The following is a 20,764-nucleotide window of genomic DNA, read 5'->3' on the forward strand; positions in this document are numbered from 1 at the left end:
ATCCTCCCTGAACAGGATGAATTCGATCAGCGAATTAGTGAACATGCACAATTGCGAGCGCAGCGAAGCAATCCAGACTGCCGCCGCGGAGAGACTCTGGATTGCTTCGCTGCGCTCGCATTGACGATGGGGCAAGAGCGTGCCTGAAACGCCTGTCGGCGCCAACCGCCCTACGCCGCCGCGCGCTGCTTCGCCACCATCGCCTCACCGAACGCTTCAAACAGCTTCCGGTTGATTGGGTTTCGCTGCGGGTCGTATTCGGCGTGCCATTGCACACCGAGTGCGAAGGTCGGAGCTTCCGCGATGCGGATCGCTTCGATGGTGCCGTCTTCGGCAACGCCCTCGATCAGCACCCGCTTGCCGGGATCGAGGATGCCCTGGCCGTGCAGAGAATTGACCCTGATCTTCTCGCAGCCGAGCAGCGTCGCGAACGCACCGCCCGGCGTGAGGTCGACATCGTGGCGGTCGGCAAACACCACGGTCGGATCGGGATGAATCTCGCCGTTCTCGAGCCGGGGCATGCGATGGTTCATGCGGCCAGGGATTTCGCGGATCTCGGGATGCAGCGAGCCGCCGAAAGCGACGTTCATCTCCTGGAGGCCCCGGCAGATGCCGAACAGCGGAATCCCGCGGGCGACGCAGGCAACCGAGAGCGTCAGCGCGACCTCGTCGCGGTGGATGTCGTAGGGCTCGTGCGCCTCACACGGATCGACGTTGAAACGGGTCGGGTGGACGTTGGCGCGGGCGCCGGTCAGCACGATACCGTCGACGGTGTCGAGCAGCGCGCCGATGTCGGTGATATCTGGCGCTCCCGCGAACATCACCGGCAGGCCGCCGGAGACCTCGGCCACGGCGCGCAGGTTGCGCTCACCGACCATCTGGACCTGAAATCGATTTTCAACGCGATGGGCGTTCCCGATCACGCCGACGACCGGCTTTCTCATCTGTCGTTCCGACCTCCCCGCAAGAAGATTCTCCAAACATGCCCCTGGGATGGAACAATTTCAACAGAAGGGATCGCGGGACGGCAATGCTATTTTCGCGCAAATGCCCGGCCCGGGGGGCGGGTCTGGCACCCTTTCGCCCCGGCAGCGTTGGCCTTCGAGGCCACGGACGCGTCACATCGGCGCTTGGGGGCCGCTTGATCCCGCGTGGGATTTCGCGAAAGAGTGGCCCGCCCTGCCGCCTCCGAAAGGATCCGACGTGACCATTCCCGCAAATGAACGGCCCCGGACCCGCACCGATCTCGCTCGGGATCAGGCCTGGGCGATTTCCGTCGGCGGCATCAGCGTCGTGCTGTTCACGGCGTTCCTCGCCTTCACCTGGTATTTTGCCACCACCCTGCTCCTGATCTTCACCGGCATGCTGCTCGGCGTCGGCCTCAACGCCATGACCAACGCGCTCGGCCGCCGCGTGCACCTGCCCCATCCGGTCCGGCTCGCGATCGTCTGCATCGCGCTCGCCCTGATGCTCGCGGGCGTCGCCTATCTCGGCGGCGCCACCATTGCCGAACAGGCTTCGCTGCTCAGCAAGACCATCAAGTCGCAGATCACCAACGTCCGCTCCTTCCTCGAGAACCACGGCATCGACACCAGCGTGTTCGATCTCGGCAACGCCGCGCCCGCGGCCTCCGCCGACGCTGGCTCGACGCCCGCCCCGAGCCCGGCCTCGCACGGCGGATTACCGGGCGGCGCAGGCGCACTCGCATCGAGCGGCGGGGCGATCGTGAGCCAGACCTTCAAGCTGCTGTTCGGCGCAATCAGCGCCGTCGGCAACATCTTCATCGTGCTGTTTCTCGGGCTCGCCTTCGCCGCCCAGCCAAGTGTCTATCACGATGGCCTGCTGTTCCTGGCACCAGCGAGGCATCGCACCCGCGTAGCCCTCATCATCGACCGCATCAGCGAGACACTGGAGCGTTGGCTGGTCGCGCAGATCGTCGTGATGATCGCGGTCGGCGTCGTGACCTGGATCGGGCTCGCCCTCATCGGCATCCCCGGCTCGTTCATCCTGGGGATTCAGGCCGGCCTGCTCGCCTTCATTCCGACCGTCGGCGCCATCATCGCAGGCGTCGTCGTGGTGCTGGCGAGCCTCGCCTCGGGCTGGATTCCGGCACTGTCGGCGTTTCTGCTCTTCATGGGCGTCCACGCCATGGAAAGCTACGTGCTGACGCCGATCCTCCAGCGCCAGGCGCTGGACATTCCGCCGGCCACGCTGTTCGCGTTCCAGATCCTGCTCGGCGTCGTGTTCGGAATCTGGGGCCTGGCGCTGGCGCTCCCATTGGTCGCCATCGCCAAGGTCATGATCGACCATTTCAAGACGTATGAGGCGCCGCCCCTGGCTGAGGCGGCGTGAGACGGCTCAGGTCGTCAGCACGGTCTCGGTGTGCTCGACCTCGGGCGGCGCAGCAAAATACTGGCCAACCAGGCCGCGCCATTCGGTGAAGTTCTCCGAGCCACGAAAATCGACGGTGTGGTTCTCCAGCGTCGCCCACTTCACCATCAGCCGGTAGCGCTGCGGCTTCTCGATCGACTTGTGCAGCTCGAAGCCATGAAAGCCCTTGGAGCGGCCGAAGGCGGCCTTGGCCTTGGCGACGGCGGCCTCGAAATCCTTCTCGCTACCCGGCTTGACGTCGATTTGCGCGATCTCGGTGATCATCGGCTTCCACCCTTGTTGTTTGATCGGCGTGTCTACCGCAGGCGGAGGCAAAGAAAAAGGCGCCGAAACGGCGCCCTGGCTGGCCCAAAAATGCAGGCCGCTAAAATGCAGGTCTCTCAGGCGAACAGCAGCACTGCTCCGGCCACCATCAACGCACAACCGGCGAACAGCGCGTATGGCCAGTAGCTGCGGCTTTGCGTGTAGCGTCCCTGCGCGCGGCGCTCGGTGATCAGCGCCGTCTCGTACTCCTCGGCGGTCGAGAACAGACAGGCGAAGCCGCCGCGCGCCGAAGCGGCGTGGGCTTCAAGCGACATCAGGGCGGCCTGCGGATTCTGTCGACGGATCGATTCCATGATCGGAATGGTAGGGATCGAATGGTAAACAGGGGATTACCGCGAGGCCGCCCTTTGCCTCATGCCGTGGCGGGCTGGGGCCGCGGCGCACTGACCCGCGCCGCGCTCTGGCGGCGCCAGTTCTCCAGCGACAACGGCAGCTCCTCTGCCGCCTCGACGCGGTTACGGCCGCCGCGCTTGGCCTGGTAGAGCGCGGTGTCGGCCGAGGCCAGCAGCACCTCGAGCTCGGTACCGGCTGGGCCACCGGCGACGCCGATGCTGACGGTGGTGTCGACCGGGCCTTCATCGACCACGACGCCGGAGGTCTCGAACGCTTCGCGCACGCGCTCGGCAACCAGCACGCCCTCCTCCAGCGAACACGGCAGCAACGCCGCGAACTCCTCGCCGCCGATGCGACCAGACATATCGGTCATACGCAGATTGCTGACGACGACGGTCGAGAACAGTTTCAGCATCTCGTCACCGGCGGGATGGCCGAAGCGATCGTTGATCGACTTGAAGTGGTCGATGTCGAAGATCATCACGGTCACGGGGCGTCCGGCCTTGGCCTCGCGCTCGATCACGCGTCCGCAGGCTTCCGAGAAGCCGCGGCGGTTGAGCATGCCGGTCAGGGGATCGGTGGACGCGGCGGTCCGGTGTGCCGTCACCGTGCGCTCGGACACCAGCATAAAGATCACGAACACGGTGCCGACGGCATAGAGGATCAGCTCGACCGCGAATACCGTGACCCAGATGCTGCGGGAGAAGCCGGCATCGTCGGGACCCAGGAAGCTGCCCAGCAGGATCGGCAGCATCAGCACGCAGCCGTGCATCACCGGCACCACGAAGGCCGGCCAGCGCCGTTGCAGGCTCTTGCGCCGCTCGACCCAGAGCTCGCTTGCGGTCAGTGCCGCATAGACCGAGACGATGCCGGCGCCGGCGATCATGCGCAGCACGGATGCAGCGGGATCGAGCAGCGTCACGGCGGCGACCCAGGCGAGCGCACCGAGCACGAGGCCGGGCCAGTTCGGCTTGCGGCCGTGGAAGACGCGCGCCGCATTCCACACCATGCCGCAGGCAACAAAGCCGACGGCATTTAACGCCAGATAGAGATGCGGGCCGAGCTTGTCGCCGGCCGCAGTCCATAGCGCGACGGAGGCGGCACCGAGCAGATAGGCGGTGCCCCACCATTTCAGCGCAGGACTGTTCTCCTGCCTGCCAAAAAACACCATCATGGCGCCGAGCAGTGCGGCAACCATGGTGGCGACCAAATAGAGCGTGATGCTATCGAGCGACATCATGTCGGCCCCCTCTTAGACATAGCAGTTACGCGATCGGCCCAGCCGACTTGCGCGCCCTTCCAGATGCGACGCTATGTCCCGCGAGTTCCATTCAGGTTTTCACGGACGACCAAGTTTTCGGGAAACTCGTCTTCAATTTGCACACAAACGAACAGCAAAAAGGGCGCTGAAATCAGCGCCCTTTTGCATCTCATTGAAGCCGCTTTCGCGGCGAATGTGATCGAAGCGATTAACGCTTCGAGAACTGGAAGGACCGGCGTGCCTTGGCCTTGCCGTACTTCTTGCGCTCGACCACGCGCGAGTCGCGGGTGAGGAAGCCGCCCTTCTTGAGGACCGTGCGCAGCTCCGGCTCGAAATAGGTGAGCGCCTTGGAGATGCCGTGACGGACGGCACCGGCCTGGCCGGACAGACCGCCGCCGGCGACGGTGCAGATCACGTCGTACTGGCCGGAACGCGCAGCCACCGAGAACGGCTGCTCGATCATCATGCGCAGCACGGGACGGGCGAAATACACCTCGACCTCGCGCGAATTGACGGTGACCTTGCCGGCACCCGGCTTGATCCAGACGCGGGCGACCGCGTCCTTGCGCTTGCCGGTGGCGTAGGCGCGGTTGAACTTGTCGACCTTCTTCTCGTGCTTGGGCGCGTCGGGCGCGGCCGCCGTCTTGAGCTGCGAGAGCTGGTCGAGCGACTGAATGGATTCGGCCATGTTATGCGGCCCTCGTGTTCTTGCGGTTCAACTTGGCGATGTCGATCTTCTCGGGCGTCTGGGCCTCGTGCGGATGATCGGCGCCGCCGTAGACACGGAGGTTGCCCATCTGGACGCGACCGAGCGGACCACGCGGGATCATGCGCTCGACGGCCTTCTCGAGCACGCGCTCGGGATGCTTGCCCTCGAGGATCTGGCGCGCGGTGCGCTCCTTGACGTGGCCGACATAGCCGGTGTGCTTGTAATAGGTCTTCTGCTCGCGCTTGCGACCGGTGAGGACCGCATGCTGCGCATTGATGATGATGACGTTGTCGCCGCAATCAACGTGCGGGGTGTAGGTCGGGAGGTGCTTGCCGCGCAGGCGCATGGCGACGATGGTGGCGAGGCGGCCGACGACCAGACCCTTGGCGTCGATCAGCACCCACTTCTTCGTCACCTCAGCCGGCTTTGCCGAAAAGGTTTTCATATCGGAGTTTCCGTGGACGGGAGATATCGGCGCGAACACCGCACCGGACTGCGCGGTTTTCTAGAGAAGAGACGCGCAACGGTCAATGCCCGAAGCAGTAAATTCGGTAAGTAAAATCAATAGCTTAAAAATATGGTGCGATAATACCTGCAAAAAGATCAAACATTTGGAATGGAATAGGTCGATGTGACGTGGGCGATGGGATCGGGCGAGGTGCCGGACAGCAGGTTCACCTCCCCGACCGCCAGGCGCTTGCCGAGCTTGAGCAGCCGCGCCTCCGCGAGCACGTCCTGCCCGGGCTGGCCCTTGCGCAGGAAATTAATGTTGAGATTGGTGGTCACGGCGAGCCCGATCGGCCCGATCGCCGAGAGGAGCACCACGTACATCGCGAAATCGGCCAGTGCCATCAGCGTCGGTCCCGACACGGTTCCGCCCGGCCGTAGCATCTTTTCGCTGTAGCGCTGGCGCAAAAGGCAGGTCTGGCCGTCCGCGCTCTCGATCATGATGTCGTCGCCACTGAAGGCCTGGGGAAACTCGTTGCGGAGAAACTGCTCGACTTCCGCCACGCTCATTTTCGCTGACGCCATGCTGTTCCCCGCCCTCGCTTCACTTCGCCTGTTACATTAGGTTATCTGCGTCATCCAATTGCAATGATCCAGCGGAAATCGCGTCAATGTCCGTCCAGGCCGCCCGTGCCCCCTCCCCGCAACCGCCGATTTTGCTCCGCGAAACCATCGGCAGCATCGCGGTCCTGACGCTCAACCGCCCGGCCGCGCGCAACAGCCTGTCTGAAGCGATGATCGCCGGCCTGCATGCAGAGCTTAATGCTATTCGGGACGACAAGGCCGTCCGCGGCGTCGTGATCGCAGCCAATGGTCCCGCCTTCTCCGCCGGTCACGACATGAAGGAGCTGACCGCACGCCGCTCGGACCCGGATCGCGGCCGCGCCTTCTTCGCGGACATGATGAACGCCTGTAGCGCGATGATGCAGGCGATCGTGCATCTGCCGAAGCCCGTGGTCGCGTCCGTCCAGGGCATCGCGACCGCGGCCGGCTGCCAGCTCGTCGCGAGCTGCGATCTTGCGATCGCCTCCGAAGCCGCACACTTCGCCACGCCCGGCGTCGACATCGGCCTGTTCTGCTCGACGCCGATGGTCGCGCTGTCACGCAACGTGCCGCGCAAGCAGGCGATGGAGATGCTGCTCACGGGCGAACCTGTCACGGCCGCGCGCGCCCGCGAGATCGGGCTGATCAATCGCGTGGTCGCCGCCGGCTCCGAGCGCGACGCCGCGATCGCGCTGGCCGAACAGGTCGCGCTGAAATCCGCCTATACCGTCAAGCTCGGCAAGGAGGCATTTTACCGCCAGGCCGAGATGAGCCTTGCCGACGCCTATCGCTATGCGGCAGAGGTGATGACCGAGAACATGATGGCGCGCGACGCCGAGGAAGGCATCGGCGCCTTCATCGAGAAGCGCACGCCGACATGGCGGGATGAGTGACCCTCGTCATTGCGAGCGAAGCGAAGCAATCCAGAAATCCCACCGCGGAAACAGACTGGATTGCTTCGCTCCTCGCAATGACAGCAAAAAGAAGAGCCAATGAACCACGACGCCTATCCCGACAATTACATCCGCGCCATCCTCAACAGCGTGAAGTCGATCGCGATGGTGGGCGCCTCGCCGGTCAATGTGCGTCCCAGCTATTTCGCGTTCAAATATCTGGCGCAGCGCGGCTATGACATGATCCCGGTCAATCCCGGCCATGTCGGCAAGGAGCTGCTCGGAAAGCCCTTCGTCGCCTCGCTGTCCGACATCGGCCGTCCCGTCGACATGATCGACATTTTTCGCAACTCCAGCCACATCATGCCGGTCGTCGAAGAGGCGCTCACGCTCGATCCGCTGCCGAAGGTGATCTGGATGCAGCTTGGCGCACGTGATGATGTGGCGGCGGCGAAGGCGGAAGCGGTTGGTGTCAAGGTCGTGATGAACCGCTGTCCCAAGATCGAATATGGCCGTTTGTCATCCGAGATCTCCTGGATGGGCGTCAATTCGCGCACGCTGAGTTCCAAGCGCGCACCCGCGCCGACGCAGGGCATGCGTCTATCCCTCAATCGGATGAGCGTCGGCGGTGGCGATACCGCGGCATCCGATCGGGCCGCCAAGAACAAGAGCGAGCAAAGCTGACGCAATTGCGAAGGATTCCTTTCGCGAACGCGACAATACGCAGCACGATCGTTTCGATGTGAAGCCGCGCCTTGACGGCAGCCGCGGCGCCGATCAGCATGCCGCGCGATTTCAGACCACAAGAACAGGACGCCCTCAATGAGCGATCGCCTTCCGGGATTTTCAACCCTCGCCGTGCATGCCGGTGCACAGCCCGACCCCACGACCGGTGCGCGCGCGACTCCGATTTATCAAACGACCTCTTTCGTCTTCAACGATGCCGACCACGCCGCCTCGCTGTTTGGCTTGCAGGCATTCGGCAACATCTATACCCGCATCGGCAACCCCACCAACGCGGTGCTGGAAGAGCGCGTCGCCGCGCTCGAAGGCGGCACGGCCGCACTTGCGGTCGCCTCGGGCCACGCCGCGCAGGTCGTGGTGCTGCAGCAATTGCTCCAGCCCGGCGACGAGTTCATCGCCGCGCGAAAGCTTTATGGCGGCTCGATCAACCAGTTCACGCACGCGTTCAAGAGTTTCGGCTGGAACGTGGTGTGGGCCGATTCTGATGACATCGCCAGCTTCGAGCGCGCGGTCACGCCGCGCACCAAGGCGATCTTCATCGAGTCCATCGCCAATCCCGGCGGCAGCATCACCGACATCGAGGCGATCTCGACGGTGGCGCGCAAGGCGGGCGTTCCGCTGATCGTCGACAACACGCTGGCCTCGCCCTACCTGATCCGCCCGATCGACCACGGCGCCGACATCGTCGTGCACTCGCTGACGAAATTTCTGGGCGGCCACGGCAATTCGCTCGGCGGCATCATCGTCGATGCCGGCACGTTCGACTGGTCAACGGGCGGCAAATATCCGATGCTGTCGGAGCCGCGGCCGGAATATCACGGCATCAAGCTCCAGGAGACCTTTGGCAATTTCGCCTTCGCGATCGCCTGCCGGGTGCTCGGCTTGCGCGACCTCGGCCCTGCCCTGTCGCCGTTCAACGCCTTCATGATCCTCACCGGCATCGAGACGCTGCCGCTGCGCATGCAGAAGCACTGCGACAACGCCAAGGCGGTCGCCGAATTCCTCGCGGGACATCCGGCCGTGGCCTCGGTGAGCTATGCGGGCCTGGCAAGCGACAAGTACAACCAGCTCGCGCGCAAATATGCGCCGAAGGGCGCAGGCGCCGTGTTCACCTTCAGCCTCAAGGGCGGCTATGACGCCGGCGTCAACCTGGTGTCGAAACTGCAGCTGTTCTCGCACCTCGCCAATGTCGGCGACACCCGCTCGCTGGTGATCCACCCGGCCTCGACCACACACAGCCAGCTCGACGACGCCGCCAAGGTGAAGTCCGGTGCCGGCCCCGACGTGGTCCGGCTCTCGATCGGCATCGAGGACAAGGAAGATTTGATCGCGGACCTGGAGCAGGCGCTGAGCGCGTAGTGTTCGAAATCGTTCCGGGGCGTGCGCAAGCGCGCCCCGAAATGCCCTCCGGTTAACAATCATTAACCATGTCTGCCGCATACATCGTCTTTGGATCGCCCTTTTTGATTCGGAGCCGACGATGCTGCGCTGGATGGTGCCTGCCCTTGCGGCGATGCTGACGGTCTCGAGCGCGATCGCTGCCGATCTTCCGGCGACGCCGAGGCGGCGGGCCGCTGCGCCGCCGCAGGAGCTACCCAAGGTTTATGTCGAGACCGATCCGGATGCGCTGATCTCGCCGGCCTATGGCGTCGGCAGCTACATTCGCAACCTGCCCGGCACGCCGCTGCTGCCCGGCTCGCACACGCTGCCGGGCTATTACGGCCGTCCCTGGGACTACGATTATCAGGGCTCCTACTACGGCGGGAAGCAGGTCGACTATTTCTGGCGCCTGCCCTACTCGTGCGGCATCTACGGCTATTGCTGATCAGCCCGGGCTGATGGTGATCAGCCGGGCTGACCGACAGGAACCGCGCGCGGTTGCGCTTCGGCCGTCTGCCGTGACGCGAGCCGCTCCACCTGCATCACCGCAAGCGTGAGCACTGCGATCGCAACGGCTTGGTGCGAGAGCGCAAGATCAATCGGTACCTGGTTGAGCAGCGTGAGGATGCCGAGCAGCGCCTGCAGGCTCACCGCGGCAAACAGCCAGAGCGCACCGCTCGCAGCGGCTCCTGCACGTGAGCGCACCGCGTCGATCGCATGCAAGGCCGCCAGCGCGAACAGCGCATAGGCCGTCATGCGGTGCTCGAACTGCACCGTCAGCACATTGTCGAACATGTTGCGCCACCAAGGCGCCTCGAACCACAGCCGGTCCGCAGACGGAATGAACGCGCCGTCGATCTGCGGCCAGGTGTTGTAGGCACGCCCGGCGCGCAGGCCCGCGACCAGCGCACCGAAATAGATCTGCACGAAGGTCACGACGAGCAGCAGCGCGCTGGTGCAGCGCAGCCGCGCAGGCGCCGCGATCTGCGGCCGCTCCTTGAGCCGCCGCACCGTCCAGACGATGCCGGCGAAGATCAGCAGCGCGAGCACCAGATGCGTCGCCAGCCGATATTGCGACACCTCGACGCGTTCGGTCAGGCCCGAGGCCACCATCCACCAGCCGACGGCGCCCTGGAGCCCGCCAAGCGCGAACAGCAGCCACAGCCGCCGCTTCAACTCACCGGGCAGGCCGCCGCGCCACAGGAAGAACAGGAACGGCAGCAAGTAGGCGACGCCGATGAAGCGGCCGAGCAGCCGGTGACTCCACTCCCACCAAAAGATCTCCTTGAACTCGGACAGGCTCATGCCCGCGTTGAGCTCGCGATATTGCGGGATCTTCTTGTAGGCCTCAAACGCGTCGGTCCACTGCGCCTCCGAGAGCGGCGGCAGGCTGCCCGTGACCGGCTTCCATTCGACAATGGACAGGCCGGATTCCGTCAGCCGTGTCGCACCGCCCACCAGCACCATCAGCGCGATCAGCGCGGCCACGGAAATCAGCCACCAGCGCACAGCGCGGTACGGCTCGGACGGGGCGGAAATCGGCGTCATCAGGAGCGAAACCCAAGCCTTGAACTAAAGATGCTTGAACCGGACTGCATGGCCCTTATAGTCCCCCGCTTCCGCAGTGCAAGTTACGCGAAAGCCGCAGCATTCCGTCATGACGATCCGCACCCGCAAGTTCCTCGGCGCCATCCTGCTCCTGGTGCTGGCCACCGTCTGGGCCCTGCTCGGAATGGCGGCGGCGCAGATGCCGTGGATCGCCGAGTCCGGCTGGCGGCAGGCGATCTATTACGTGGTGGTCGGCATGGGCTGGGTTTTGCCGGCGATGCCGATCGTGAGCTGGATGCAGCGGCCCGATCGCGTCAAATCTAGCTCGTAGCGCTGCCGGTCGGTTTCACCGGCGCAAAGGCTGTACCCGACACCAGCACGCGCAACATGCGCAGCGAGCGCACGCGCCCGTCCCAGGAAATCCGCGGCAGCGCGCGCAGATTGGTGCGCCCTTCCGCGTCCACGATGCCTGATATCGTCGACACCGCGCTGGCAAAGCCGGCCTCCTCCGCCATCACGACGTGGCTGCGGCGGAAGGACGAGCGATCGCCGAACGGAAAGGCGAGATGGCTGATCTCGCGGTGGAAGGCGGATTCCGCGACCGCCTTGCCCATCGTCATCTCGCGCAGCGCGGCCGTGTCCTTCATGTTGGCGAGAACCGGATAGTTCACGGTCGCACTGCCGATCGTGACGAGTGGATCGGCGGCAAGCCTCGCCAGATCCTCCCAATTCAGCGACGCCTCGCGCGAGAGCGCCGCGAGATCGATGCGGTAGCGCGTGCAGAGATCGGCGATCGCAGCCGACAGATCCGCCGGCGGCAGCGAGCGCAGCCAGCCCTCGATGAACGAGAACAGCGCCTGCTTCTCGGCATTGTCAGTGACGGTGAAGCGCTGTTCCTTCTCGCCCATCATCAGGCTGATGCGGCTCTCGCGTGCGATCACCTGCGCGAGCCCGAGCCACCAGGCTTCGCCGACGCCATCAGGAAACGCGGTGGGCACGTAGATCGTGAAGGGCACGGCGTGGCGGGCCAGCACCGGATAGGCGAAGTTGATAAGGTCCTTGTTGGCGCCGTCGAAGGTGAGCGCCACGAAGCGCCGCGTCTCCGACAACGTCACCGCACGCCGGCAGACCTCGTCCATACCGATGATGTCGTACTTCCAGCGCTTCAGCGCGCGAATGGCGCGGTCGAGGAATTGCGGCGTGACCTCGTGCTCGCGCAGCGGCTGAAACGCGCCGCGCTGCCGCGGCCGCACATGCACAAAGCTCAGGATGGCGCCGGCGCCACGACTGCGCAGCGCCGCCTGACCGGTGAACCAGGTCAGCTCGAGCCGCAGCCGTTCCAGCCATCTGTCGTCGGATGCCAATATCCCACCTTCACGCTCGCCGGCGGTCTCTTCCCTCTCCTATAGTCATTACCCTTTGTTGACATTTCTTTGCAAAGGTCGGCCACAGGCCGAAATACGTATTTTTCGTTTTCTCGACAGGTTTCGCGAATGACCATGGCTGCGGCGATGCAAAGCCGGACGGCAGAAGCGCCAGCGCGGTCGAAAGCGAGCCGTATCGCGTCTGTCGATATCCTGAGTGGTCTCGCCGAAGCCGAGGCGGCCTGGCGCGCGTTCGAGGAAGGCGGCCACCTCTTCACTCCCTACCAGCGCTTCGACCTGCTCAGCCCCTGGCAACGGCTGGTTGGCGGCTGCGAAGGCTCACGCCCCTTCATCGTCATTGCGCGCGACGCCGAACGCCAACCGCTCATGCTGCTGCCGCTCTCGCTGCGCCAAAGCCACGGGGTCCGCACAGCCTGCTTCATGGGCGGCAAACACACGACCTTCAACATGGGCCTGTGGAATGCCGAGTTCGCAGCCCAAATCGGCGCCGCCGATCTCGACGCGCTGCTTGCATCGCTGCGCGAGCATGTCGACGTGCTCGCGCTGACGCAGCAGCCGTTACGCTGGCACGACCAGCAGAACCCGTTTGCATTGCTGCCGCGGCAGAGCGCGATCAACGGCTGCCCGCTGCTGGTGATGGAGCCCGGCGGCCCGCCCGCATCGCGGATCAGCAATTCCTTCCGCCGCCGCCTCAAGAGCAAGGAGAAGAAGCTCCAGGCGCTTGCCGGCTACCGCTATCATCTCGCCACCACCGAGGCGGACATCAGCCGCCTGCTCGACTGGTTCTTCCGGGTCAAGCCGGCGCGGATGGCCGAACAGAAGCTGCCGAACGTCTTCGCCGAGCCCGGCGTCGAGCAGTTCATCCGCAGCGCCTGCCTGGCGCCGCGCGGCGAGGGCCGCGTCATCGACATCCACGCACTCGAATGCGACGAGGAAGTGATCGCTATCTTCGCCGGCGTCGCCGACGGCCAGCGCTTCTCGATGATGTTCAACACCTACACGATGTCGGAACACGCGCGCTACAGCCCCGGCCTGATCCTGATGCGCTACATCATCGACCGCTACGCCGAGCGCGGCTATCGCTCGCTCGACCTCGGCATCGGCTCGGACGAATACAAGCGGATGTTCTGCAAGAACGACGAGGATATCTTTGACAGCTTCGTGCCGCTGACCTCACGCGGCAGGCTCGCGGCAATGGCGATGTCCTCGCTGAGCCACGGCAAGCGCCTGGTGAAGCAGAACCAGATGCTGTTCGATCTGGCCCGGCGCCTGCGGCAGGCGTTCGGGTAAATCCCTCCACCTGCACGGCTGCCTTTCCCTACTCCTCTTGTGGGAGAAGGTGGCGCGAAGCGCCGGATGAGGGGTATTTATCCGCGGGCGCAAGGGTCAGTGGGATTCGCGGAGAGATACCCCTCACCCGTCTCGCCGCTGCGCGGCGAGCCACCCTCTCCCACAAGGGGAGAGGGTAAGAAGCCTATGCCGCGACCACGCGCGGGGCCTCCATCGCATTCGACGGCTGCACCGGCTTGCTCAGCATCGTCACCTCGCTGAAGCCGACAGCCCTGAGCTGCTCGCACATCACCATACGCGCATCCTGGGCCATCGCGGCGTCGGGCACCACGACGGCGCGGGCATTTGCCGTCAGCAGCTCGGCCGGAAGGTCGGAGGCGCTGCCGGCATCGAGGAGCACATGGTCGTAGGCGCGAAGCAGCGCGTCGATGGCGAGCGTCACGCGGGGCGATTGCAGCAGGCTGCGGTCAAAACCGGGACGGCCGGCCATGACCAGGTGCAGCCGCGACAGCTTGTCCCTTGTGATCACTTGCGCGAACGAGGCTTCGCCCTGCATCAGCTCGGCAAGGCCGGGGGCCGCGGCATCGACGGACACGGCGGCCATCGTCGGCGAAGACGCAGCAAGATCGACCACGACGACACGCGCATCACGCGCCAGATGCCGGGCCAGCGTCAGCGCCGACAGCGTGATGGCCTCGCCCGATGCGGTGCCGAGCACCGTGACTTTCTTGGCTGCCGCGCCTGCGGCGCGCAGGCTGTCGGCCAGATGCTCGATCTCGGCGAATTCGGTGACGTCGGCATCGGCCGTCATCTCCGGCGCAAGCGGTGCGGGCTCGTCCATGAACGGTTCGACGGCCGGTTCAACGGCTGGCTCGACAAATGATTCCTGGCGAGCCGCCGCCCGCGTTTGAGCCTGCGCCGGTGCAAAGACGGCCACGGCGCGCGGCGCGGTCTGGCGCAACAGCTCGCCGGTGACGACGACGCCGGACGAGAGCAGCAGCGTCGCGATCGTCGCGATCAGCACGATCGGCAGCTTCTTCGGATAGGCCGGCATGTTCGAGACGATGGCGCGCGAGATGATGCGACCTTCCGCCGGGGCGGTGTCGATGGACTCGCGGGTGCTGGCCTCGCGGTACTTGCCAAGATACGTCTCCAGCAGGTCGCGCTGCGCCTTGGCCTCACGCTCGAGCGCGCGGAGCAGGACATCCTGGCCGTTGGTCGAGGTCGCCTGCTTCTTGAGTTGCTCGAGGCTCGCTGTCAGGCCGTCGACCCGGCCACTGGCAATGCGTGCGTCGCTTTCGAGCGAACGGGAGATCTTGGCCGCCTCGTCGCGGATTTGATTGTCGAGGTCGCCGAGCTGCGCCTTCAGCTCCTTGATCCGCGGGTGATTGCCGAGCAGCGTGGACGATTGTTCGGCGAGCTGCGCCCGCAGCGTGACCCGCTGCTCGGACAGTCGCCGCATCAGCTCGGAGTTCACCACCTCGGACGCCTCGATCGGCTTGCCGCTCTGGAGCATCTCCTTGATCAACCGAGCCTTGGATTCCGCATCCGCCCTCATCGAGCGCGCGTTGTTGAGCTGGGTGTTGACCTCGCCCATCTGCTGGTTCGACAGCGTCGTATTGTTGGTGCCGACGAACAGTGACGATTTGGAGCGGAAGTCCTCGACCTTGGCTTCGGCGTCGGAAACCTTCTTGCGCAGATTCTCGATCTCGCCCGCGAGCCATTGGCTGGCATTGCGCGCCTGGTCCTGGCGCGCATTCTGCTGCAGCACGAGATAGCCGTCGGCGATCGAATTGGCGACGCGCACCGCAAGATCGGGATCAGCCGACTGGAATTCGATCACGATCACGCGCGACTTGTCGACGGCATAGGCCTGGAGGCGATCGTAATAGGCGTCCAGCACCCGCTCTTCCGGCGTCATCGAGAACGGATCGCGGCCGATGCCGACCAGCGCCGCCAGCGACTTCAGCGGCGAAATGCCCTGCAACACCGGATCGAATTCGGGGCGTTCCGCGAGCTTGTTCTTCTTGATGATCTCGCGCGCGAGATCGCGCGACAGCACGAGCTGCACCTGGCTGGTCACAGCCTCGGGGTCAAGCGCCTGCCGCTCCTCGGTGCTGCGGTCGCTGCTCGGACGCAGGAACACATTCTCGCGGCCGTCGATCAGGATGCGGGATTCAGACTTGTAGCGCGGCGTGACGAGATTGACGATGGCGACGGACGCGACCAGCGCGAGCACCGTCGGCACGATGATCCAGCCGCGCTTGCGGGCGAGCGCGCCACCGAGCGCGTGCAGGTCAATGTCACCGGATTCGACTGGCCCCTGCTTCGCAACAGCGGGCGGAGCCTTTGCTTCGATCTTGGCTTCGATCTTGGCTTCGATCTTGGGCGCGGGTTCGGCTTTGGACTTTGAAACAGCCCGTTCGACCACAGCCTTGTCCTTGCCGGCACGCCAGAACGCTAAACGCATCGAACACTCCCGCAGGGAAACGCTGCGACTCTACCTCAACCGAGGCGATTACACTCCATTAAGGTTGCTGCTGGGTTAATCGCGCCATGCCGCGTTCCACGCTCGCGCACTCGTCACCGTTTGTTAACCACGAGGGCTCTTAATCCATCTCGATATTTCGAAAATTGTTCGGCATTCGCCGTCGAGCGCTGGTTTTGATCATGCCCCCCTCTCCCGACCAGCCGCTCCGCATCCTGCACGCCGTACGCGCTCCGGTCGGCGGCATCTTCCGCCACATCCTGGATCTCGCCAACGGCCAGGTCGATCGCGGCCATCACGTCGGAATTCTCGCTGACAGCCTCACCGGCGGTGAGCGCGCGGACAAGGCGCTGGCCGAGCTCGCGCCGCGGCTGACGCTCGGGGTGCACCGGCTCGCGATCCGCCGCGAACCGTCGCCGGATGATTTTCTGGTGTGGCTGCGGATGCGGCGCCTGATCGCCACGCTCAAGCCCGACGTCCTGCACGGCCATGGCGCCAAGGCCGGCGCTTTCGTCCGGATGCGGCGGCGCTCGGACGACACCATCCGCATCTACACCCCGCATGGCGGCTCGCTGCATTACCCGCTCAACACCCTCAAGGGCGAGTTTTACGCGCGGCTCGAGCGCACGCTGATGGACGCGACGGACCTGTTCCTGTTCGAGAGCGCCTTTGCCCGCGACACCTATCAACGCATCGTCGGCACGCCCAAGGGCGTGGTGCATTGCGTCTTCAACGGCGTGACACCGGAGGAATTCGAGCCTGTCACCATCGCCGATGATGCCACCGACCTCTGCTATGTCGGCGAGTTCAGGCACATCAAGGGCGCGGACCTGCTGGTCGATGCCGTGGCGCGCCTGCACGAGGGCGGCAAGAAGGTCACGCTGACGCTCGGCGGCGACGGCGAGGAAACCGCGGCGCTGAAGGCACAGGTCGAGAAGCTCGGCCTCGCGAGCGCCATCCGCTTCATCGGCCACGTCAAGGCGCGCTACGGCTTCTCCAAAGGGCGGCTGCTGGTCGTTCCCTCCCGCGGCGATTCCATGCCCTATGTCGTGATCGAAGCCGGAGCTGCCGGCATTCCCATGATCGCCGCCCGCGTCGGCGGCATCCCCGAGATCTTTGGCCCCGAGAGCCCGGCCCTGTTCGCGGCGAGCAATGCCGAGGCCATGGCGCAAGCGATTGCGGCCGCACTCGATGATCCGCAGGCGACCGCGCAGCGCGCGTCGTCCCTGCGCGAGCGGATCTCCGCGCATTTCTCCCAGCAGGCGATGGTCGACGGCGTGCTCGCGGGATATCGCGACGCGTTTATCAATCACTAACCATTCTTAAGACCCGCTTTAGAGAATCTTCCGATTTGTTCGGTAATCCATGTGCCAGGGGATGCTCACCCGGGGCGGCAAAGTCGTGGCCCCAGGCTTGTTGGAATGGACGTGGACGCCCGTGGAACCGCTCAACGCACGCTCGATGCTCGATGCCGCGACCAGCGCCGCGGCGAATCCGGCTGACCAGCCCTTTGTGGAACGCCGCCGCCGGCTCACGCCCGCGGCGCTCGACGTCGTCAACCAGAAGGTCGCCCGCGCCTACTCGCCGATCGTGATCACCGGCTTCGTCCGTTTGACCGACTTCGCGCTGCTGAGCCTCGTCGGCATTGTGGTCTATGTCGGCTATGTGATGCCGCTTGCCGGCTTCAGCTGGGTCTACCCGGCCGAGATCGTCGCCGTTGCGGTCGCCGCCGTGGTCTGCTTCCAGGCTGCCGACATCTACCAGGTGCAGCTGTTCCGCGGACAGCTCCGGCAGATGACGCGGATGATCTCGTCCTGGTCGTTCGTCTTCCTGCTGTTCATCGGCATTTCCTTCTTCGCCAAATTCGGCAGCGAAATGTCGCGGCTGTGGCTTGCCGCCTTCTACTTCCTCGGTCTCGCCGCGCTCATTGCCGAGCGCCTGATCCTGCGCTCGCTGGTGCGTGCCTGGGGGCGCGAGGGCCGGCTCGACCGCCGCACCATCATCGTCGGCTCCGACAGCAACGGCGAGCAGCTGGTCGAGGCGCTGAAAGCGCAGGAGGATTCCGACATCCACGTGCTCGGTGTGTTCGACGACCGCAACGACAGCCGCGCGCTCGACACCTGCGCCGGCGCCCGCAAGCTCGGCAAGGTCGACGACATCGTCGAGTTCGCCCGCCGCACCCGCGTCGATCTCGTGCTGTTCGCGCTGCCGATCTCGGCGGAGACGCGCATCCTGGAGATGCTCAAGAAGCTCTGGGTGCTGCCGGTCGACATCCGCCTCTCCGCGCACACCAACAAGCTGCGCTTCCGTCCCCGCTCCTATTCCTATCTCGGCGAGGTGCCGACGCTCGACGTGTTCGAGGCGCCGATCACCGACTGGGATCTGGTGATGAAATGGCTGTTCGACCGCGTCGTCGGCAGCCTCGCGCTGCTCGCGGCGCTCCCGGTCATGGGGCTGGTCGCGCTGGCCATCAAGCTCGACAGTTCCGGACCGGTGCTATTCCGCCAGAAACGCTTCGGCTTCAACAATGAGCGCATCGACGTCTACAAGTTCCGCTCGATGTACCATCACCAGGCCGACCCGACGGCGTCGAAGGTCGTGACCAAGAACGATCCGCGCGTCACCCGCGTCGGCCGCTTCATCCGCAAGACCAGCCTCGACGAGCTGCCGCAGCTGTTCAATGTGGTGTTCTCCGGCAACCTCTCTCTGGTCGGCCCGCGCCCGCATGCGGTGCAAGGCAAGCTCCAGAGCCGCCTGTTCGACGAAGCCGTCGACGGCTATTTCGCCCGCCACCGCGTCAAGCCCGGCATCACCGGCTGGGCCCAGATCAACGGCTGGCGCGGCGAGATCGACAACGAAGAGAAGATCCAGAAGCGCGTCGAGTTCGACCTCTATTACATCGAGAACTGGTCGGTGCTGTTCGACCTCGTCATTCTCCTGAAGACGCCGGTCGCGCTGATGACCAAGAACGAGAACGCGTATTGAGTTTCCGTCATGCCCCGGCTTGACCGAGGCATCCAGTACGCCGCAGCGCCAGCCGTTTTCTCCAACGCGCGCCGCGGGTACTGGTTGGCCCGGTCAAGCCGGGCGATGACAGCGGTGTGTGTAGCGTATGAATAGCGTGAGCGTATAATGGCGTATGCGGCAACAGCCGGGGACATGAATGCAGCGGTTCGCGCTGCGCCCGGCGTGCTGGCGCTCCAGCGCGCGATGGTGTGGCTGGTCGGCGCCTCCGGCGCGATCGTCTTCATCGAGCCCAGCCCCTACGAGATCGTGACCCTGCTGGCCACCGTCACCTTCTTCGCGACCGGCCTGCGCCTGCGGCTGGTTCTGATGCCGCTGATCCTGATGCTGGTGCTGCTCAATGTCGGCTACACCATCAGCGCGATCCCGCTGTTCGACCAGCCCGAGGTGGTGAGCTGGATCGCGACTTCCTGGTACATGGCGGTAACCGTGGCGTTCTTCGCCTTGATCACGTCCGAGGACACCGCGGCCCGGCTCGACATGCTGCGCCGCGGGCTCGTGGTCGGCGCGATGGTCGCCTCGCTGTCGGCGGTCGCGGGCTACTTCCACCTGGTTCCCGGCGGTGACGACCTGCTCACGCTTTACGGACGCGCGCGCGGCACGTTCAAGGACCCGAACGTTCTCGGCGCCTTCCTGATCCTGCCGGCGCTGTTCGCGCTCCAGAGCGTGGTCTCCGACAAGCTGGGCAAGTCGTTCCGCAACGTCATCGCCTTCGGCATCATGTCGCTGGCGATCCTGCTTGCCTTCTCCCGCGCCGCCTGGGGCGGGCTGGTGCTGACCTCCGCCTTCATGCTGGTGCTGATGGTGCTGACCAGCCGCACCAACGCGCAGCGCTCGCGCATCGTCGTCATGGCGATTGTCGCCGCGGTGCTGGGCCTCGCGCTGATCGCGGTGCTGCTGTCATTCGATTCCACCGCGGAGATGTTCAAGCAGCGCGCAAGCTTCGATCAGAGCTATGACGAAGGCCGCTTCGGCCGGTTCGGCCGGCACATCCTCGGTGCGGAGATGGCGCTTGACCTGCCGTTCGGTATCGGCCCGCTGCAATTCCACCGCTTCTTCCCGGAAGACACCCACAACTCCTACCTCAACGCCTTCATGTCCGGCGGCTGGCTCTCCGGCGTGTGCTATCCCGCGCTGGTGTTCACGACGGTCATCATGGGCTTCAGGCACATCTTCGTCCCCGTGCCCTGGCAACGCGCTTATCTCGCGGTGTTTGCAGCCTTCGTCGGCACTGTCGGCGAGAGCTTCGTGATCGACACCGACCACTGGCGGCACTTCTGGATGATGCTGGGCGCGATGTGGGGCATGATCGCGGCCGCGCAGATCTACGCGATCAAATCTCGCGACGAAGCTTCTTCAGCTTGAGATCAGGACGCTTCTCCGGCGGCGTGTCGAGCAGGCTCTTCAGCGCTTCGGTTGCCGCGAGCACACCCTTGTAGCCCTCGGTCGCGAAGCGCAGCAGCAGGCGCAGCTCCTCGTCGGAATAGCTGCCAAACACCTTCTCCATCGCCTGCTGCATCGGCACATAGAGCTGGCCGATCTTCATCGCCTGCTCCGGCACGACCGCGATGAAAACCTTGCGGCGGTCCTTCTCGTCCCGCTCGCGGCGCACGAGCCCGGCCTTCTCGAGCCGGTCGACCACGCCCGTGATGGCGCCCGTCGTGAGGCCCGTCACCTCGGCGAGCCGGCCCGCCGTGACGCGTCCTTCCAGATAGAGGATGTCCATGCATTCGAGGTCGGAATTGGCAATTCCGGCAACGTTCGCAACGGTTTGGCCATAGAGCACGCCCTGCGCGGACGACCGTCGCATCGCCTCCTCGAGCTCGCCCAACAGCGCTGTGCGCGCCTTCGTCCTTGACAAGGTCGGCCTCATATCTTAGTCGATATATATCTTAGCCGCTAAGAGATTTAGCGACCGTAATTTCTCCTAGCACCACGGAAACG

General features: G+C 64.8%; 21 protein-coding genes. 10 read left to right on the forward strand and 11 right to left on the reverse strand.

Translation table 11 applies throughout. From position 1 onward, the window contains the following. Positions 1-170 precede the first annotated feature (170 nt). Positions 171-944 carry a gamma-glutamyl-gamma-aminobutyrate hydrolase family protein gene (locus tag AC1RR3_RS38005; protein ID WP_492830365.1) on the reverse strand — a complete coding sequence of 258 codons (774 nt, stop codon included), beginning with the start codon at positions 942-944 and terminating at the stop codon, positions 171-173. Positions 945-1,203: 259 nt separating this feature from the next. On the opposite strand from AC1RR3_RS38005, the gene AC1RR3_RS38010 reads away from it, so the two are divergent. Then, positions 1,204-2,352: an AI-2E family transporter gene (locus tag AC1RR3_RS38010; RefSeq protein ID WP_492830367.1), complete on the forward strand. Its 1,149-nt coding sequence runs from the start codon at positions 1,204-1,206 to the stop codon at positions 2,350-2,352. Positions 2,353-2,358: 6 nt separating this feature from the next. Here AC1RR3_RS38010 and AC1RR3_RS38015 read toward each other — a convergent pair whose 3' ends face one another. The 6 genes from AC1RR3_RS38015 to AC1RR3_RS38040 all read right to left on the reverse strand — a co-directional run bounded on the left by AC1RR3_RS38015 (position 2,359) and on the right by AC1RR3_RS38040 (position 6,050). Then, the gene (locus AC1RR3_RS38015; protein WP_025036647.1) at positions 2,359-2,655 is read right to left on the reverse strand and encodes an antibiotic biosynthesis monooxygenase family protein; all 297 of its coding nucleotides are present in this window, start codon (positions 2,653-2,655) and stop codon (positions 2,359-2,361) included. Between the two features lie 116 nt (positions 2,656-2,771). Beyond that, positions 2,772-3,008 (reverse strand): hypothetical protein, encoded by a 237-nt coding sequence (locus AC1RR3_RS38020; RefSeq protein ID WP_492830368.1) that lies wholly within the window; start codon positions 3,006-3,008, stop codon positions 2,772-2,774. Between the two features lie 59 nt (positions 3,009-3,067). After that, positions 3,068-4,288 (reverse strand): GGDEF domain-containing protein, encoded by a 1,221-nt coding sequence (locus AC1RR3_RS38025; RefSeq protein WP_492830370.1) that lies wholly within the window; start codon positions 4,286-4,288, stop codon positions 3,068-3,070. A 229-nt stretch (positions 4,289-4,517) separates the two neighbouring features. Beyond that, entirely contained in the window at positions 4,518-4,997 is a 480-nt protein-coding gene (gene rpsI, locus AC1RR3_RS38030) for a 30S ribosomal protein S9 (protein ID WP_007611021.1), read from the reverse strand. 1 nt (position 4,998) lies between these two features. Further along, positions 4,999-5,463: a 50S ribosomal protein L13 gene (gene rplM, locus AC1RR3_RS38035; RefSeq protein ID WP_008137961.1), complete on the reverse strand. Its 465-nt coding sequence runs from the start codon at positions 5,461-5,463 to the stop codon at positions 4,999-5,001. A 158-nt stretch (positions 5,464-5,621) separates the two neighbouring features. Beyond that, positions 5,622-6,050: a PaaI family thioesterase gene (locus AC1RR3_RS38040; RefSeq protein WP_492830373.1), complete on the reverse strand. Its 429-nt coding sequence runs from the start codon at positions 6,048-6,050 to the stop codon at positions 5,622-5,624. An 86-nt stretch (positions 6,051-6,136) separates the two neighbouring features. Here AC1RR3_RS38040 and AC1RR3_RS38045 point away from each other — a divergent pair, with 86 nt between their 5' ends. The 4 genes from AC1RR3_RS38045 (at position 6,137) to AC1RR3_RS38060 (ending at position 9,530) form a co-directional block, all read left to right on the forward strand. Then, a complete protein-coding gene (locus tag AC1RR3_RS38045) occupies positions 6,137-6,961 on the forward strand; it encodes an enoyl-CoA hydratase (RefSeq protein WP_492830374.1) in 825 nt (274 codons plus the stop codon). 99 nt (positions 6,962-7,060) lie between these two features. Continuing rightward, positions 7,061-7,645 (forward strand): CoA-binding protein, encoded by a 585-nt coding sequence (locus tag AC1RR3_RS38050; RefSeq protein ID WP_492830376.1) that lies wholly within the window; start codon positions 7,061-7,063, stop codon positions 7,643-7,645. A 138-nt stretch (positions 7,646-7,783) separates the two neighbouring features. Next, positions 7,784-9,064, forward strand: a complete 1,281-nt coding sequence (locus AC1RR3_RS38055; RefSeq protein WP_492830378.1) for an O-acetylhomoserine aminocarboxypropyltransferase — start codon at positions 7,784-7,786, stop codon at positions 9,062-9,064. Between the two features lie 121 nt (positions 9,065-9,185). Beyond that, positions 9,186-9,530: a hypothetical protein gene (locus AC1RR3_RS38060; RefSeq protein WP_492830380.1), complete on the forward strand. Its 345-nt coding sequence runs from the start codon at positions 9,186-9,188 to the stop codon at positions 9,528-9,530. Positions 9,531-9,550: 20 nt separating this feature from the next. Here AC1RR3_RS38060 and AC1RR3_RS38065 read toward each other — a convergent pair whose 3' ends face one another. Further along, positions 9,551-10,633: a COX15/CtaA family protein gene (locus AC1RR3_RS38065; RefSeq protein WP_492830382.1), complete on the reverse strand. Its 1,083-nt coding sequence runs from the start codon at positions 10,631-10,633 to the stop codon at positions 9,551-9,553. A 109-nt stretch (positions 10,634-10,742) separates the two neighbouring features. Here AC1RR3_RS38065 and AC1RR3_RS38070 point away from each other — a divergent pair, with 109 nt between their 5' ends. Further along, complete coding sequence (locus AC1RR3_RS38070) at positions 10,743-10,964, forward strand: DUF2842 domain-containing protein (protein WP_027559537.1); 222 nt, start codon at positions 10,743-10,745, stop codon at positions 10,962-10,964. On the opposite strand, the gene AC1RR3_RS38075 is transcribed toward AC1RR3_RS38070, so the two are convergent. Then, positions 10,954-11,997 carry a polysaccharide deacetylase family protein gene (locus AC1RR3_RS38075; protein WP_492830385.1) on the reverse strand — a complete coding sequence of 348 codons (1,044 nt, stop codon included), beginning with the start codon at positions 11,995-11,997 and terminating at the stop codon, positions 10,954-10,956. The two genes, AC1RR3_RS38070 and AC1RR3_RS38075, sit on opposite strands and share 11 nt — an antisense overlap. Positions 11,998-12,126: 129 nt before the next feature. Here AC1RR3_RS38075 and AC1RR3_RS38080 point away from each other — a divergent pair, with 129 nt between their 5' ends. Further along, positions 12,127-13,308: a GNAT family N-acetyltransferase gene (locus AC1RR3_RS38080; RefSeq protein ID WP_492830387.1), complete on the forward strand. Its 1,182-nt coding sequence runs from the start codon at positions 12,127-12,129 to the stop codon at positions 13,306-13,308. A gap of 184 nt (positions 13,309-13,492) precedes the next feature. Here the strand turns inward: AC1RR3_RS38080 and AC1RR3_RS38085 are convergent, their stop codons facing one another. Then, positions 13,493-15,778, reverse strand: a complete 2,286-nt coding sequence (locus AC1RR3_RS38085) for a GumC family protein (protein WP_492830389.1) — start codon at positions 15,776-15,778, stop codon at positions 13,493-13,495. 200 nt (positions 15,779-15,978) lie between these two features. Between AC1RR3_RS38085 and AC1RR3_RS38090 the strand changes: the two genes are divergently transcribed. The 3 genes from AC1RR3_RS38090 to AC1RR3_RS38100 all read left to right on the forward strand — a co-directional run bounded on the left by AC1RR3_RS38090 (position 15,979) and on the right by AC1RR3_RS38100 (position 20,185). Continuing rightward, positions 15,979-17,112, forward strand: a complete 1,134-nt coding sequence (locus tag AC1RR3_RS38090) for a glycosyltransferase family 4 protein (RefSeq protein WP_492830391.1) — start codon at positions 15,979-15,981, stop codon at positions 17,110-17,112. Positions 17,113-17,233: 121 nt separating this feature from the next. Continuing rightward, positions 17,234-18,781, forward strand: coding sequence for an undecaprenyl-phosphate glucose phosphotransferase (locus AC1RR3_RS38095; protein WP_492830393.1), 1,548 nt, complete (start codon positions 17,234-17,236; stop codon positions 18,779-18,781). A 147-nt stretch (positions 18,782-18,928) separates the two neighbouring features. Next, a complete protein-coding gene (locus tag AC1RR3_RS38100; protein ID WP_492830395.1) occupies positions 18,929-20,185 on the forward strand; it encodes an O-antigen ligase family protein in 1,257 nt (418 codons plus the stop codon). Here AC1RR3_RS38100 and AC1RR3_RS38105 read toward each other — a convergent pair. Beyond that, on the reverse strand, positions 20,154-20,630 hold the full coding sequence (locus tag AC1RR3_RS38105) for a MarR family transcriptional regulator (protein ID WP_492830447.1): 477 nt from the start codon (positions 20,628-20,630) through the stop codon (positions 20,154-20,156). The genes AC1RR3_RS38100 and AC1RR3_RS38105 overlap by 32 nt on opposite strands. Positions 20,631-20,764 lie beyond the last annotated feature (134 nt).

It is taken from the genome of Bradyrhizobium sp. GW821-FHT13H05 (assembly GCF_058804065.1).

Coding starts and splice junctions, on each gene's coding strand:
- AC1RR3_RS38005 (WP_492830365.1), bottom strand. CDS start 944: ATGAGAAAGCCGGTCGTCGGCGTGATCGGGAACGCCCATCGCGTTGAA.
- AC1RR3_RS38015 (WP_025036647.1), bottom strand. CDS start 2,655: ATGATCACCGAGATCGCGCAAATCGACGTCAAGCCGGGTAGCGAGAAG.
- AC1RR3_RS38020 (WP_492830368.1), bottom strand. CDS start 3,008: ATGGAATCGATCCGTCGACAGAATCCGCAGGCCGCCCTGATGTCGCTT.
- AC1RR3_RS38025 (WP_492830370.1), bottom strand. CDS start 4,288: ATGATGTCGCTCGATAGCATCACGCTCTATTTGGTCGCCACCATGGTT.
- rpsI (WP_007611021.1), bottom strand. CDS start 4,997: ATGGCCGAATCCATTCAGTCGCTCGACCAGCTCTCGCAGCTCAAGACG.
- rplM (WP_008137961.1), bottom strand. CDS start 5,463: ATGAAAACCTTTTCGGCAAAGCCGGCTGAGGTGACGAAGAAGTGGGTG.
- AC1RR3_RS38040 (WP_492830373.1), bottom strand. CDS start 6,050: ATGGCGTCAGCGAAAATGAGCGTGGCGGAAGTCGAGCAGTTTCTCCGC.
- AC1RR3_RS38045 (WP_492830374.1), top strand. CDS start 6,137: ATGTCCGTCCAGGCCGCCCGTGCCCCCTCCCCGCAACCGCCGATTTTG.
- AC1RR3_RS38050 (WP_492830376.1), top strand. CDS start 7,061: ATGAACCACGACGCCTATCCCGACAATTACATCCGCGCCATCCTCAAC.
- AC1RR3_RS38055 (WP_492830378.1), top strand. CDS start 7,784: ATGAGCGATCGCCTTCCGGGATTTTCAACCCTCGCCGTGCATGCCGGT.
- AC1RR3_RS38060 (WP_492830380.1), top strand. CDS start 9,186: ATGCTGCGCTGGATGGTGCCTGCCCTTGCGGCGATGCTGACGGTCTCG.
- AC1RR3_RS38065 (WP_492830382.1), bottom strand. CDS start 10,633: ATGACGCCGATTTCCGCCCCGTCCGAGCCGTACCGCGCTGTGCGCTGG.
- AC1RR3_RS38070 (WP_027559537.1), top strand. CDS start 10,743: ATGACGATCCGCACCCGCAAGTTCCTCGGCGCCATCCTGCTCCTGGTG.
- AC1RR3_RS38080 (WP_492830387.1), top strand. CDS start 12,127: ATGACCATGGCTGCGGCGATGCAAAGCCGGACGGCAGAAGCGCCAGCG.
- AC1RR3_RS38085 (WP_492830389.1), bottom strand. CDS start 15,778: ATGCGTTTAGCGTTCTGGCGTGCCGGCAAGGACAAGGCTGTGGTCGAA.
- AC1RR3_RS38090 (WP_492830391.1), top strand. CDS start 15,979: ATGCCCCCCTCTCCCGACCAGCCGCTCCGCATCCTGCACGCCGTACGC.
- AC1RR3_RS38100 (WP_492830395.1), top strand. CDS start 18,929: ATGGCGTATGCGGCAACAGCCGGGGACATGAATGCAGCGGTTCGCGCT.
- AC1RR3_RS38105 (WP_492830447.1), bottom strand. CDS start 20,630: ATGCGACGGTCGTCCGCGCAGGGCGTGCTCTATGGCCAAACCGTTGCG.